Raw genomic sequence first — 15,315 nt, 5'->3', positions numbered from 1 at the left:
CCACTCCCCACTCCCCATTCCCCACTCCCCACTCCCCACTCTTCTAAATATGTTTCCCGTCATCTCTGTTAAAAATCTCGACCACTACTTCGGCCATGGTCAACTCCGCAAGCAAGTTCTTTTTGATATCAACCTAGATATTAACGCCGGCGAAATTATTATTATGACTGGGCCTTCTGGTTCTGGTAAAACAACACTTCTCACCTTATCAGGCGGCTTGCGTTCTGCTCAATCTGGCAGTTTACAAATATTGGGAGAAGAACTTTGTGGTGCTAATACAGCAAAACTTACCCAGGTGCGACGCAATAACGGTTATATTTTCCAAGCGCACAACTTGCACGGTAGCCTGACAGTACTCCAGAACGTCAGAATGGGCTTGGAAGTGCATAATAATATTTCGTCGGCAGAAATGAAAACTCGGTCAGCCCAGATGTTAGAAGAGGTAGGATTAGGCGATCGCCTGAATTATTATCCTGATGATTTATCTGGGGGACAAAAACAAAGAGTTGCGATCGCTCGTGCTTTAGTTGGTCATCCTAAAATTGTTTTAGCAGATGAACCCACCGCCGCCCTTGACAGTAAATCGGGACGAGATGTGGTCAACCTCATGCAAAAACTAGCTAAAGAACAGGATTGTACTATTCTCTTGGTTACTCATGACAACCGCATTCTAGATATTGCCGATCGCATCGTCTACATGGAAGATGGCAAGTTAGTAAATGACCGTGCTGTTGTTGCAGCCAGTTAGGCTGGTTCTCCCCAAACGGTTGCAAAAATGTAATCCCAGGCTTGGTGTGAATTTATCAACAGAGAATTTTTACATTGTTTATTATCTTGATGCAAGTTTAGATGTTTTATTCACAAAAAAATAACCAGAAAGTGCTATTTAACTATTTTGAGCCGAAAATCGTCTCTGTAGTTTCACTAATGCCAATCTACCGACTGATCTGCTAGAGATTTGAAAGGTTTATTCTTATATAAGAAATGCTTGCTAGAGTCTGGAGTGCATCAATTGTGGGCATCGATGCCGTCAAAGTAGGCGTAGAAGTCGATGTGTCAGGGGGATTACCGGGAATTGTTGTCTTGGGACTGCCAGATTCAGCGATTCAAGAATCAAGAGAAAGAGTCAAAGCAACGCTGAAGAATGCCGGTTTTGCCTTTCCGATGCGTAAAATTGTGATCAATTTAACCCCAGCAGATTTACGCAAAGAAGGCCCCTGTTTCGATTTGCCTATTAGTGTGGGAATTTTGGCGGCTTCTGAGCAAGTTAGCGCTGATTTGTTGGGGGATTATCTATTTTTGGGCGAAGTCTCTCTGGATGGCAGTTTGCGTCCGGTGGCTGGTGTCTTGCCGATCGCAGCAGCAGCCCAAAAGATGGGAATTGCAGGTTTAGTTATCCCTGCTGATAATGCCCAAGAAGCAGCAGTGGTTGAGGACTTGGCTGTTTATGGCTGCAAACATCTGTCTGATGTGGTGGATTTTTTAAATAATCCGGGGCGTTACAAACCTGTGCAGATGGATGGCACAAGGGAGATAGTAACACCACCCTACCCTGGTGCAGATTTGCATGATGTGAAAGGACAAGCTCATGCGCGTCGTGCCTTAGAAATTGCTGCTGCTGGCGGGCATAATTTAATTTTTGTCGGGCCGCCTGGTAGTGGGAAAACCATGTTAGCGCGGCGCTTACCAGGAATTTTGCCGCCCCTGAGTTTTGCCGAATCTTTGGAAGTGACTCGCATCTATTCGGTGGCTGGTTTATTGAAAAATCGCGGTTCGTTGGTACGCGATCGCCCTTTTCGCAGCCCCCACCACTCAGCATCCGGGCCTTCTCTTGTGGGTGGTGGTAGCTTCCCTCGTCCTGGAGAAATATCATTATCTCACAGAGGTGTACTTTTTCTGGATGAACTCACGGAATTTAAACGAGATGTTTTAGAATTTCTGCGTCAACCTTTAGAAGATGGCTACGTCACGATTTCCCGCACCAAACTATCAGTAACGTTTCCCGCGCAGTTTACTTTGGTGGCGAGTACCAATCCCTGTCCATGCGGTTACTATGGCGATACCATCCAACAATGTACTTGTTCTACGCGTCAACGTGAGCAATATTGGGCAAAACTTTCTGGGCCGTTGATGGATCGAATTGATTTACAAGTTGCGGTGAATCGCTTAAAACCAGAAGAAATTACCCAACAACCTACCGGAGAAGCATCAACATCAGTACGGGAACGGGTTCAACAAGCAAGCGATCGCGCAATTACCCGTTTCCAAGGAGAAGCAAATCTGCGTTGTAATGCCCACATGCAGAGTCGTCATCTTCAGAAATGGTGCAAGTTAGATGATCCTAGTCGCAATTTATTAGAAGTAGCAATTAGAAAATTAGGTTTATCGGCAAGAGCAAGCGATCGCGTTCTGAAAGTAGGGCGGACTATTGCAGATTTAGCCGGAGAAGATGAGCTAAAAACCAATCATGTAGCGGAAGCGATTCAGTATCGCACAATCGATAGAATGCACTAGGGGCACAGAAAAAGCTCATTGGTGTCAATTTAACGTAAAAGTCATGTCCCGCAAGGAACTTCAGTTCCTTGGCTAATAGCAAAAGTCTTCTGTTGATGACTAAATATACCCAAAAATCTTTAGTCTACTTCAGTAGAGTTTAGTTGAAAGCCAAAGAACTTTAGTTCTAGGCGGGTGAGTCAGCCTGATTTTTTAGTTTGTTATTTGTGATTAATTATTCTCCCCTCACTCCCCCCAAAGATTCAAACTACGTCAAAATTTAAATAAAGGCGATCGCATCTTACCAACAATGCACATTACCCAAAGTCTCCATACAGCAATTCTTGTAACTGACTTAGAACGCTCGGAACACTTTTATGGCAAAGTACTGGGATTAGCCAAAATAGATCGTTCCCTAAACTACGCTGGTGCATGGTATCAAGTCGGCGATTATCAACTTCACTTGATAGTTGCATCTACCGTCCCCACGGAAAACCCAAACGAAAAATGGGGACGTAATCCCCACATCGCCTTCTCAGTAACTGACTTAGAGGCTGCCAAACAGCAATTCCTCAATCATAATTATCCTATTCAAGCCAGCGCTTCCGGTCGCGCTGCTCTCTTCACTCAAGATCCTGATGGGAATATTATCGAGTTGAGTCAGCAGTGAGGATGAGGGGGATGAGGGGGAATTATTGAAAAAGCTTTTACCTTGTTTTGTCCCAATGACTAATGACTAATGACTAATGAAAATCATTGCCTACACTTACACTGATCCTCTACTAGAATCTTCTCCCGATCAAGCCGATTGGGGATGGGAGGTGGATGGAGTTTATGAAGATTTGGGCAAGCGAACGCAATTACAACAATTATTCACAGATTGCCAAACTCAAAGGGCAGATTATCTTTTGATTCGTCGGTTGGAAGAATTAGGGGATACTGTAGAGGAAATTAGCGATCGCCTTCATCAACTCGAAGTAATGGGAGTAGCAATAATTGCCACAGAACAACCCTACACTTCCGAAAATTACCCTCAGGGCGCTGGCTTGCTGAATTTGCTACACGCAATCCAACGTCAGCAACGTAGTCGTCTCATCCGTCAAGGACACGCCCGTAATCGTCTTGAGGTTGCACCGCCACCGGGCAAAGTTCCCTACGGCTATCGCAGAGGTAAGGGAAAATATACTGTTGATCGCAGTACTTCACCAGTAGTCAAAGATTTTTTTGAACACTTTTTACTCTATGGTTCCCTGCGGGGTTCAGTTCGTTACTTGGCGAAAAAATACGGCAAAAAAATCTCTGTAACCACAGGAAGACGCTGGCTGACTAATCCAGTTTATCGCGGCAATACAGCTTACCAAAATGGTGAAATTATCTCCAATACCCATATTCCGATAATTTCTAAAGAAGAAGCAGCCCAAGTTGATCGACTTTTACGCCGTAACAGCCGTTTACCATCCCGAACTGCTAGTGCTAGGCGTTCTTTAGCTGGCTTGGTTGTCTGTGCTGAGTGTCAGTCACACATGACAGTTACCCGTGTCACCCAACGCAACCAAGATAAGGAGTATCTTTATTTACGTTCTACTAGCTGTCCCCAACGCCCCAAGTGTAAGGCTATTCCCTACCAAGAGGTTTTAGAACATACAATTGAAACCGTTTGCCGTGACTTACCCTTAGCTGTAGCGGGAATGAATTTTCCTCAGTTGGATGCAGTCAAGAATAGTTTAGGGCAAGCGATCGCTCGTCAGCAAGAAATACTTGCTCAGTTACCCGCATTAATTGAAACTGGAATTTTAGATATCCAAACAGCAAAGTTAAGGGCTTACAAACTCCGCACAGAAATTTCTGCACTCGAAGCAAAGTTGGCGACTCTTCCCCCAGTTAACTTGTCTTCTGTTGCTCAAGCTGTTTCCATTCCCCAATTTTGGTTAGATTTGTCGGAAACAGAGCGACGATTTTACTTTCGAGAATTCATCAGGCAAATTGAGATTACTCTTCAGAATAAAGAATTAAAACTCCGAGTTATTTTTATTTTTTAAAAGATTCTCGTTTCTCGTTCCCAGTCTCCGACTGGGAATGCTCCTCATTAAGGCTCCGCCTACCTTACTCGCGGCAGAGCCACAATGATTAGCATTTCCAAGAGGCTGGAAACGAGGTTTTAAGGGAATTTGGGCTTAAGTTGACACAAATGAGCAATATTTTCTACAACAGATGTGATTCAAATAAACGTTATTTCTGAGATGGTTGATCCTTAGTATACGCAGCAGGTTTTGGCCCGGTATTCCGCACATTGATAACTTTATTAAGGATATCAAACCAAAAAGGCGCACCCATAGCAATAGCTAAACCACTCACTATCCAACCGCAAATTAATTTCAAAACCTGCCAACTTCTAATTAATAAAACGTTCCCCTGATTCGATTCACTAGTATCTAATAGCTCAAACTGTTGATTGATATTTTGCCATCCAATGGGTACAGAAGCATTTCCTAATAGTTTCTCGATTTCCCTTCTGGCTTCTGGGTCTTTGATATAATCGGTTCGTTGACTTGCACTTTGAGTAATGGTAGAGCGGATAACCGAATCTTGCGACAGCCTTTTAATCAGGTGAAATGTATCAGTATTGGTTAATATGGCAATTGATATACCAATTATAATCGCAACTCCTTTGGCATTGCGTTTATAAACACCACTGGCTCGATCCATAGAGCGATCAAACCATGTTTCGACTTCATTTTTAAACTGATTTATTTCTTCTGTGAGGTCGCCAACCTTTATCCTACTACGTTGAGCAAGCACACGAAGACTATTAATTAAATTATCAGGTACATCATTAGGTAACTCTTGATTAACAAAATCTACAAATTTCTGGTCAATATCTCCATAAATTGTTTGAATGGTTTTGTATGCTTCACTATTTGGAGCATTAATACCTGTTTGAAGTTCTTTGTAAGATGCTAATATCATGTGCAAATTGGTTTTAACTTCATCACTAGGATGTTTCACATAATTAATTAACTGCGGAATTTTTAAGGTATCTAATAAAGTAATTGCAAATGTTTCAGAAGCAAGATAGGAAGGGGCGCTTTGTTTTTCTCCCAGTGCTTTTTTGCTACTACTTTTAGTAGTTTCACGAAACTGCTTTTCTACTCTCTCCTTTGCTTGTTGATTCAAGGTATTAATCAAAGGATCGTTATAAAGTTTCTGTACTAAATTTCTTGCCTTAGTAATATCTGATTCTTCACTTTCGCTACCGCCTCCTACAAGTAATTCAATTGAATTTTTTAAATGTTTAGCTCTCCATTGTAAAAATGTGGCGATCAATTCCTGAATTTCAGAAGCTAGTAAGCTCAAAATTAAGTAAATAAAAACTAAGCCAAGAGTAATATCCACCACTACAGGTAAAGTCATTGACAAGCTCCCATAATTTGATAGCTGTTTATTATTCTAATAAAGACTTTTATAAAATTCTACAACACAGATATTTAAATTAAATATCGCTTAATTAAATTTAAAATGCAAAAATTTGCTCATATTGCTTAAAATCTTGTATTTAGTCCTCTTGAGAGGAATACAAGCTATAAGAGAGGAAATTTATTCCCAGGCGGGATGGGAAGGAAGCGGAAGATTTAAAGGATGTCGGTAATTACTATCCAAAAAGATTACAACTAATTCCTTTAAGTATTCAGCACGCCATTAAAACCTTGTAGCAATTATTTCCTATTTTTCGGAATTTAGCTAGCTTGCAACTAAGTAGATAAAAATTAAACTAAGGGTAGTATTAAAAATAGTATATAAGTTCATTTACGGACTACTCAACAGGTAATAAATAATTTATTGGCTGTATTATTTTTATCATTTTCCCGCTTGAATGTTCTTTAACTAAGTAAGATAAATTTTTCAAAAAATAGCGCCAATTAGAGAAAGTTGAGTTAATCTTGGAAACTAGCAATTGTTAATAACATACGTTGTTACTGGGTGGCAACATTGGAGATTCGCTAGATGTCTCTATGTAATCAAACCAGCAAGTAAAATGATTACCAGAGAATATGCAAGAAGGAAGCTTTATTTGGAGTCATCTGGAAAAACAGCATCGCACGGTTGGCAAATGGATTGATTGGGTATGGCTAATAGTGTTGCTGTTGGCAGCAGTTTTACTGTTTAGCATCAATCTGGGAGGATTGCCCCTGCGAGATTGGGATGAAGGTACTGTGGCACAGGTTGCTCGTGAAATTTGGCACGCACCAGCAGGTTCAATGCGTTGGCTTTACCCAACGCTAGGGGGTGAACCATATCATGACAAGCCGCCTTTGATGCATTTGCTGATTGCTTGGGCTTATTCTTTAGGAGGTGAAAATGAGTGGACAACGCGTCTACCTGGAGCAATTTTAACAGCGACATCTGTACCTTTACTGTATTGCATTGCTCGAGAGATATTTCGCCAGCGTTGGGCAGCGATTTATAGCGCCTTGATTTACCTAACAATGCTACCCGTGGTGCGTCATGGGCGGTTGGCAATGTTGGATGGGGCGATGGTAAGTTTTTTGATGGTGATGATGTTGTGCGTGTTGCGATCGCGCCGGGATTTACGTTATTGCCTTGGTGTTGGTATTAGTTTTGGGTTGATTTGCCTAACTCAAGGACTGCTAGGTGTATTATTAGGTGCGATCGCGATCGCATTTCTGTTTTGGGATACGCCACGACTGCTCACCTGTTACTATCTGTGGATAGCAATCTTAATTGGCATTCTCCCCGTAGCTGGTTGGTATAGTGCCCAACTAATTCACTATGGTTACACTTTCGCTGAAATTGGGCTTGCAAACCCATCACTAGCCCGAATTAGCTCATTTGTAGAGGGTAATCCTGAACCAGCTTGGTACTATGTTATTGAACTTCTCAAATACACATGGCCGTGGCTATTATTCTTACCGCAAACTGTCCGCTTAACCTGGGAGAATCGCAACCTTAGTTGGGCAAAACTAGTAATGGCGTGGAGTGGTGTTTATCTGCTGGTAATTTCTTTCATGATTACCAAAGTTCCCTGGTATTTATTCCCGATTTACCCTAGTTTAGCCTTAGCTTTTGGTATCCAATTATCAGAGACAGAAAATTCGCCTTTACTCTCATCTTATCCCCGTGCTTGGGTTGCTGGTTTGGCGATACTTGCAGTAGTCGCTTCTGCTGGTAGTATTTATTTCAGTTGGGGTACAACACCGAAAACAGACTTACAACTGATTTTTGCATCAGTAGCTTTAACTATGACCTTAGCAGCTATTTTGGCAGAACGAGGCGACGGGCAATTTCTGAAGATTTTGTTTTGGGGAAGTTATATTTCGCTGCTGCTGTTAATGAAATCTAACTACTGGGTTTGGGAATTATCTGAAGCTTATCCAGTTAAACCAGTCGCCGCGATGATCATGCGGGCAAATCCAGCCACGAGGAAGATTTACACATCTTTTCCCTATCATCGTCCCTCGTTAGATTATTATAGCGATCGCACCATCATTCCCGCTTCTGTTGGTGAACTGCAATATTATTGGCAATACAATGGCCAACCCTACTTTCTACTTCATGCATCTGCTTTCAATAATCTTCAATTAGACTCAATGAAGCTAGTTGACCAAGCTGAAGGCTGGAAGTTAGTTACAAAAGATACTAATCGATTGTAAATCTAATGTGGGGCATTGGGCATAGGGCATTGGGCATTGCTTTCTCCCACTCCCTCATCTTCCTCATCTTCGGCTACCTCCCATTACCTCGTTCCCAGTCTCCGACTGGGAATGCCTATTTTGAGGCTCTGCCTCTAATTATTGTAAAAAATTTCTGAGTGCAAAAATAATAAATTATGTTTTCGTTGTAAAACATTAGTTTTAAATACTTTTATAAAATACCCAAAAGTATCTAACTGCACATATTGTCTATGATAAATAATTTCACTAGCTAGCAACCTGTGAGCGCGTAACTTATGACTATTAAAGATTCTAAGGATAATGTTCTGTTGAGTAGAAAAATAATTTGACCATCGGCAAATAAATTAGTGAGATGTATGTTATGGTTTTTATAGGAATCAAAAAAGTAAAAGCAAAAAAAGACTTCAAGACAAGTTTGAGGCAAACTCAATAAAGTTTTTTTGCTCTGGTAAGTCCACTTCAATTCGCTACATCTGTTTGCAACGAAAATCTAAAACTAGATTGAGTAGGATAGTAGCCTTTGTAACAACTTGAAGTCAATCGAAATTTATCTGGGTATGAGCCAATAAGAGTTGGCTAACCTAGCTAGAGCATTACCCGCCAAAGGCAATTACTTTTGGAGTCTGGGAAGAAAGACTCTTAGTACAGCCTGACAAATCCATAGAAATACAGAATATTTACTAACCTAGTCTTGCGGGAGCAAACATTTTCAACCGCGAACTAAGTTGAAGCAGTTGCTGACTTTTGGAACGAAAACTTCAAGCAGGATGGTGTCGTTCCCCAATTTTCAGGAATTTAACCATACTGTCAAAAGTCACCAAGATATTGTCTAAGCCAGAGTGTTAGCGGTTGCCTGTGCAGATATTATATATAGTACTGCACCTGTAGCTACAACTTTTGGGCTGGAATTTATCTTGCTGCATCAATCACGAAACGAGAAGCGCTATAAAAGTTCTTGGCGACTTGACATGAGCAAAATCAGAGAAGTTGTAGCGACCATTTAGAGTGGATTGCAATGCAAGTTGGTTGTGTGGTTCAGGGAACAAATCTGCGTTCATTTGAATTCCTGCTGCAACCACTCTTGAGGCTTGAGCAACCATTTGGGATTCTGTTATAACAACTGACAATGCTGAAGTCATAGTTTTAAAGGCTTTGTTATTAGGAGATAGAGATTTCTCTATGCCTTAAGCGATCGCTTTGTGGGTAAATATGTTCTGATTTTAACTGTTTTTGCCAGGATGCGATGTCTAGCGATAAGTTGCTACACGTCAACGCCAACAGGCTCTACTTCCCTACAGCACCAAGGGTAAATATCTCACATCAAGCTTTTAACCCATCAACTAAATTATTCTAGGAAAACACAACCATGACTGACCCAAAAATTAGACAAATAGCTTTCTATGGTAAAGGCGGTATTGGTAAATCTACCACTTCTCAAAACACCCTAGCAGCTATGGCTGAAATGGGTCAACGCATTCTGATTGTCGGTTGCGACCCTAAAGCTGACTCTACCCGTTTGATGCTACACAGTAAAGCTCAAACAAGCGTTCTTCAATTGGCTGCTGAACGCGGCGCTGTAGAAGATATTGAACTCGAAGAAGTAATGCTGACCGGTTTCCGGGATGTACGTTGTGTGGAGTCTGGTGGCCCTGAGCCTGGTGTGGGTTGCGCTGGTCGTGGTATTATCACCGCTATCAACTTCTTAGAAGAAAACGGTGCTTACAAAGATGTTGATTTTGTAAGTTACGACGTTTTGGGTGACGTTGTGTGCGGTGGTTTTGCTATGCCTATCCGTGAAGGTAAGGCACAAGAAATCTACATCGTTACCTCTGGTGAAATGATGGCGATGTATGCAGCCAACAACATCGCTCGTGGTGTTCTCAAATATGCTCACACTGGCGGTGTGCGTTTGGGTGGTTTGATTTGTAACAGCCGTAACGTTGACCGGGAAATCGACTTAATCGAAACCTTGGCAAAACGTTTGAATACCCAAATGATTCACTACGTACCTCGTGACAACATTGTACAACACGCAGAATTACGTCGTATGACTGTTAATGAGTACGCACCTGACAGCAATCAAAGTAACGAATATCGGACATTGGCTCAAAAGATCATTGACAACAGGAACCTCACTATCCCCACCCCCATTGAGATGGAAGAGTTAGAAGAGTTGTTGATTGAATTCGGTATTCTCGAAAGCGAAGAAAATGCTGCAATGCTGATTGGCAAAACTGCTACTGAAGCACCAGTCTAAAGTATTGCTAAATAAATAATGGTTTGGGGTAGGCTACAAGCCTACCCTTTCCCCAATTTTTGCATTTCTTTGTTTGAATCCTTAATAGGAATATATAGCGTGCAATACACTCTGACCTCTCTCCAAACCTCTCTCCTTTTAGGAGAGAGGCTTTGAGGTTTACTCCCGTTTCCTACACTAGTTTCAATCCCTAATAGGGATTTTGGTAAATTGCAATACTTCAGAAATTTTATCAGCCCATTCAGTGGGGTTTCAATCCCTAATAGGGATTTTGGTAAATTGCAATGCGTCCCAAACCCCGCCTCTTTTTGGATCTCTCTTGTTTCAATCCCTAATAGGGATTTTGGTAAATTGCAATAAAGTTCCGCTTTAATCTTCATAAATGGTTAAAGCGGGTTTCAATCCCTAATAGGGATTTTGGTAAATTGCAATCAATTGGATGTTTGGGGGATGCTTTAGATAATAATGCTGTTTCAATCCCTAATAGGGATTTTGGTAAATTGCAATCAAAAATTTGAGAGACAACAAGCTGCTGTTGAACGTTTCAATCCCTAATAGGGATTTTGGTAAATTGCAATGCAGCCTAATAAGCTCTTTTTCCTGAGTAATTAGTTTCAATCCCTAATAGGGATTTTGGTAAATTGCAATTTACTGGTAGCTGGTACACGTATACTCAATTTTTTGTTTCAATCCCTAATAGGGATTTTGGTAAATTGCAATAGCTGAGGACTCTTCCATCTGGCTAATTGCCAGGTTTCAATCCCTAATAGGGATTTTGGTAAATTGCAATGGTTTATCCCTTGGTGGTATTGCTTTCTTTTTCCGTTTCAATCCCTAATAGGGATTTTGGTAAATTGCAATCGAGGCTTCGGCAAGCAATTCTATCTCAACACAGGTTTCAATCCCTAATAGGGATTTTGGTAAATTGCAATTCGCACTCCTTCCACAAAGCGCGATCGCGGCCTTTATATGTTTCAATCCCTAATAGGGATTTTGGTAAATTGCAATTCCACTCCTATCTACCAAAAAGAAAGCTGATAAAGTTTCAATCCCTAATAGGGATTTTGGTAAATTGCAATTGGTGAGCCAGAGAAAGGGTCTTGTTGTCCCGTTTCAATCCCTAATAGGGATTTTGGTAAATTGCAATTCCCAAATCTCACTGAGAGGCGCTTGCCAAAAAGGTTTCAATCCCTAATAGGGATTTTGGTAAATTGCAATCTTTCAGCCGATGACTTTTCAATACTGCTGAGAAACAAGTTTCAATCCCTAATAGGGATTTTGGTAAATTGCAATTCAACTAGATTACTTGTTAGGGATCTTGAGATTCGTTTCAATCCCTAATAGGGATTTTGGTAAATTGCAATTAGAGCAATACATCTCGGTTTTATTCACGTCGATTGGCGCGTTTCAATCCCTAATAGGGATTTTGGTAAATTGCAATTAAACGGGCTAGCTGCGGATGGACTAATTTCAGTTGTTTCAATCCCTAATAGGGATTTTGGTAAATTGCAATAATTCTTTCCCGGTAATGGCAAGGAATATCTCGCTTGGCATTGTTTCAATCCCTAATAGGGATTTTGGTAAATTGCAATCACCCTTATATCAAGCTAATCACCCGGCTTTTATACTTGGCATTGTTTCAATCCCTAATAGGGATTTTGGTAAATTGCAATAAGCCAGCACAGGAGATTATCAAGGGTAACAAACTGTTTCAATCCCTAATAGGGATTTTGGTAAATTGCAATCATTAAATATTAGCTGGGGTTGAAGTGTGGCTGTAGTTTGTTTCAATCCCTAATAGGGATTTTGGTAAATTGCAATGGGTTATCGGGGGTATACTGGGATTCTAAGTGGTCGTTTCAATCCCTAATAGGGATTTTGGTAAATTGCAATTACCGTCAATGAATCCCATTAGTACTGTTGTACCGTTTCAATCCCTAATAGGGATTTTGGTAAATTGCAATTCCATTTGAGGGCGCTAAACAGTTGCTTTACTCTGTTTCAATCCCTAATAGGGATTTTGGTAAATTGCAATTAGGCTTCACCTGTGGCTTAATATTTGCGCTAGGCTTGTTTCAATCCCTAATAGGGATTTTGGTAAATTGCAATAATAATCACCGGATTAAAAATCGGAGAGACTCATGTTTCAATCCCTAATAGGGATTTTGGTAAATTGCAATAGCGGGAGCCTGAAAGCCAAGCTGTATTTAGTTTTCAAGGTGCAGTTGCGCGATTCAAGAGCAATCATAGCATTAGAGAATTCGTTTGGGAAGAGTGCCAGGAAAGTTTAAAGTCTAAAACCCTGTTTTGACAAGCATTTCAGAGATTGCGCGGATAAGGAGTAGGCGACTAATGGGTTGAAAGCCTTACTGGAGTTGGGATAGAAGCACTTTTTTGGGGCTGTCGAATTTGTACACCTACCCTTCCGCGCATTTGAGATGCAGAAACCTAGCTAGAAGGGGACTCAGCAAAGAAAATTGTTTCGTCTCGTGGCTGTTCTCCGCCAATACGTTCGACTTTTCGCTGACAACAGCCACAGAGAAAATAAAAGCGCACGCTGTCAGTGTCAGGTTTTATCAATTTAGCTAAACGCGATCGCAGTTTAGCATACTGAGTGAAAGTGATATCGCACTCAAATACACTCAGTTGCATCCATTGTCCGTAAGACTTGAGAACTGAATGGATTTTAGTACGACGCTTATCTTCTGGAATGTCGTAGCTGACAACAATATACATGGGGGGAGTGGGGAGATGGGGGAGATGGGGGAGATGGGGGAGATGAGGGAGAAATGATTAATTACTTGAGAATTAAAGGGGGATATTTATCAATTTGGTTCATGAGGTACTTACTCAACAATCTCGCTTGAATTTCAAAGGATTCTTGGTAGGTGCATTTGTTTCCCATGACTGGATGTTTGAAATTCGATAGTTTCTTTTGTTGGTAGGCGCGAAGAAATATATGCAGTCCTTCTTTGGTTAAAGTCACAGCACCACTGAGCGGTTCGGTGGTAAAGTCAGTTAGGGTTAGCGATCGCTTGTTAATCAGCGACAACACTACAGCATCCACTATTAAAGGACGAAATTCTTCCATCAAGTCTAAGGCTAGGGAAGGTTTACCATAACGCTCGACGTGTAAGTATCCTAGATAGGGATCGAAGCCAACAATATTTAAAGCACTTTGCACATCATGACGTAGTAATGTATACCCAAAACTCAGTAGGGCATTAACTGGATCGGTTGGTGGGCGGCGGCGTCTGGCTTCAAAGCGGAATTCTGGAGTTTTGATTAGCTGTTGAAAACAACCAAAATAGGCTGCACTACCGGCACCTTCTAAGCCTCTGAGGGAATCAATACTGCTAGTTTTTTCGATTGGTGCGATCGCGTTTTCCAATCGAGTGATGTTATTATTCAGGTCAGTATCAGGATGTTCTCGCTGAGTGCGAAGTAAGCTATGGCGGTAATTTTTCAATTTACCCCGCACAAATCCTCTAACTAAATGTATTGCTGGTTGTGATTCTCCTACAGCTTGCCATTGGGCTTTACGAACAAAGATATTTTTGGTAACTTCTGGTTCTAAACGTCCTAAATATCGTCCGTTTTGTGTGAGAAATGTTAAACCAATGTGACGTTCTAAAAGTTCACTGACGACGGCGGGAGAAATAGTAGCCCGTCCTAGTACTACAATTCCCTCTATTTTAATTAAAGGGATATCCAAGATTATTTTTTGTTCAGCTTTAACGGTGAGACGTTCGTCAACTTTGCCGATAAAAGCATCGGCTTGTGTTACGTAAAGTGTTCCCATGATTTCATCCTTAATTAATTGAAAGTTATTAAACTCAATACAATTTGGTTAGCTTATTTACTACGCGAAGATTCCCCCAACCCCCCTTAAAAAGGGAGGCTTAGATTTATCCTTTACGTTTTTACAGATAGCGATTCCCGCAACCTCTAAAAATTCCTTCTTTACCCCTTTTTTAAGGGGGTCGCCACAGGCGGGGGGATTCTTATTTGATAGAAGCCAATACGTCCTGAAACTAGAAGTTATATCATGTCCGCTTGATTGCTTATTAAACCCGAAGAACCCCACCCCGCCAAAGCTGTGCTTTGTCTCCCCTCCCCGCCTGCGGGGAGGGGTTGGGGGTGGGGTTTTTTTATTATGGGTAATTTGGCGGACATGATATTACCAGAGGATGATTTAATGTACTTCTTGATAACTTTTGACTTTATCAGTTGCTTTGGGTAAACATTGCGAATAAAGGCTGCATCCTTGGCAGCGTTTGCTGTAAATCGGTTCTGGCATAAATCCTGTTTCGAGGAGATTTGTGACAGATTCAATAGTAGCGATCGCACTTTCTCGCAACTCTTGATTAATCTCTACTAATTGCCGTTGATGGGAGTGGGCATAATAGATATATCCAGTATTAACTGGTTCTCCTGTCATCTCTTCTAAACATAAGGCTTGGGCACAAACTTGCAACTCATCATTATCCCATTCGCCTTTGCGTCCCCGTTTATATTCCACTGGATAAACTTGACCTGATTCTGCTTCAATTAAATCAGATTTTCCGATGAGTTTATATTGCTCCGACTTCAGCCAAATTGCTCGAATCTGCCAAGTTTCTCCTCGCTGTACATCGCCTGTAGTGTGGACGCGATCGTGTAAAGTTGTGCCTTCAATTGTATATTGGTTATCGGTAAATTCTCCTGCACAAAACATCCGCCAACAGCGATGTGGACAATAGGCATATTGATTCAATGCCGCAATGGAAATATATTCGATGTTATTTGTCATTAGTTTATAATGAGTGTGAAATTTTCTTATCTGTCGGAAATTAAATTTGTGAACTATTCTCGACTAGCGCCATAGTCCGCCTA

11 protein-coding genes and 1 CRISPR repeat array are annotated in these 15,315 nt (G+C 41.2%); of the genes, 6 read left to right on the top strand and 5 right to left on the bottom strand.

The window, feature by feature from the left end:
* The first annotated feature begins 49 nt into the window (after window positions 1-49).
* The 4 genes from HWQ23_RS17360 to HWQ23_RS17345 all read left to right on the top strand — a co-directional run bounded on the left by HWQ23_RS17360 (window position 50) and on the right by HWQ23_RS17345 (window position 4,532).
* Complete coding sequence (locus HWQ23_RS17360) at window positions 50-748, top strand: DevA family ABC transporter ATP-binding protein (RefSeq protein ID WP_292830338.1); 699 nt, start codon at window positions 50-52, stop codon at window positions 746-748.
* Between the two features lie 236 nt (window positions 749-984).
* Window positions 985-2,514, top strand: coding sequence for a YifB family Mg chelatase-like AAA ATPase (locus HWQ23_RS17355; RefSeq protein WP_292830336.1), 1,530 nt, complete (start codon window positions 985-987; stop codon window positions 2,512-2,514).
* Between the two features lie 289 nt (window positions 2,515-2,803).
* Complete coding sequence (locus tag HWQ23_RS17350; protein ID WP_292830334.1) at window positions 2,804-3,163, top strand: VOC family protein; 360 nt, start codon at window positions 2,804-2,806, stop codon at window positions 3,161-3,163.
* 76 nt (window positions 3,164-3,239) lie between these two features.
* Window positions 3,240-4,532 carry a recombinase family protein gene (locus HWQ23_RS17345; protein WP_292830332.1) on the top strand — a complete coding sequence of 431 codons (1,293 nt, stop codon included), beginning with the start codon at window positions 3,240-3,242 and terminating at the stop codon, window positions 4,530-4,532.
* Between the two features lie 190 nt (window positions 4,533-4,722).
* Here HWQ23_RS17345 and HWQ23_RS17340 read toward each other — a convergent pair whose 3' ends face one another.
* Window positions 4,723-5,889 (bottom strand): hypothetical protein, encoded by a 1,167-nt coding sequence (locus tag HWQ23_RS17340; RefSeq protein WP_292830330.1) that lies wholly within the window; start codon window positions 5,887-5,889, stop codon window positions 4,723-4,725.
* Between the two features lie 653 nt (window positions 5,890-6,542).
* Here HWQ23_RS17340 and HWQ23_RS17335 point away from each other — a divergent pair.
* Window positions 6,543-8,162, top strand: coding sequence for an ArnT family glycosyltransferase (locus HWQ23_RS17335; RefSeq protein WP_292830329.1), 1,620 nt, complete (start codon window positions 6,543-6,545; stop codon window positions 8,160-8,162).
* 947 nt (window positions 8,163-9,109) lie between these two features.
* Here HWQ23_RS17335 and HWQ23_RS17330 read toward each other — a convergent pair.
* A complete protein-coding gene (locus tag HWQ23_RS17330; RefSeq protein ID WP_292830328.1) occupies window positions 9,110-9,322 on the bottom strand; it encodes a hypothetical protein in 213 nt (70 codons plus the stop codon).
* 227 nt (window positions 9,323-9,549) lie between these two features.
* Between HWQ23_RS17330 and nifH the strand changes: the two genes are divergently transcribed.
* Entirely contained in the window at window positions 9,550-10,440 is an 891-nt protein-coding gene (gene nifH, locus HWQ23_RS17325; protein WP_292830327.1) for a nitrogenase iron protein, read from the top strand.
* Between the two features lie 180 nt (window positions 10,441-10,620).
* A CRISPR array of direct repeats spans window positions 10,621-12,620; the repeat unit is 37 nt; unit sequence GTTTCAATCCCTAATAGGGATTTTGGTAAATTGCAAT.
* 268 nt (window positions 12,621-12,888) lie between these two features.
* Here the strand turns inward: nifH and cas2 are convergent.
* The 3 genes from cas2 to cas4 all read right to left on the bottom strand — a co-directional run bounded on the left by cas2 (window position 12,889) and on the right by cas4 (window position 15,232).
* The gene (cas2, locus tag HWQ23_RS17320; RefSeq protein WP_292830326.1) at window positions 12,889-13,176 is read right to left on the bottom strand and encodes a CRISPR-associated endonuclease Cas2; all 288 of its coding nucleotides are present in this window, start codon (window positions 13,174-13,176) and stop codon (window positions 12,889-12,891) included.
* A gap of 61 nt (window positions 13,177-13,237) precedes the next feature.
* The gene (cas1d, locus tag HWQ23_RS17315) at window positions 13,238-14,242 is read right to left on the bottom strand and encodes a type I-D CRISPR-associated endonuclease Cas1d (RefSeq protein WP_292830325.1); all 1,005 of its coding nucleotides are present in this window, start codon (window positions 14,240-14,242) and stop codon (window positions 13,238-13,240) included.
* 393 nt (window positions 14,243-14,635) lie between these two features.
* Complete coding sequence (cas4, locus tag HWQ23_RS17310) at window positions 14,636-15,232, bottom strand: CRISPR-associated protein Cas4 (protein WP_292830324.1); 597 nt, start codon at window positions 15,230-15,232, stop codon at window positions 14,636-14,638.
* Window positions 15,233-15,315: the final 83 nt, after the last annotated feature.

Origin of the sequence: Nostoc sp. JL33, from assembly GCF_017114985.1 — a bacterium.
Classification (GTDB): domain Bacteria; phylum Cyanobacteriota; class Cyanobacteriia; order Cyanobacteriales; family Nostocaceae; genus Nostoc.
The sequence above is the reverse complement of the archived record's forward strand: the minus strand, read 5'-3'. Positions and strand labels throughout refer to the sequence as shown.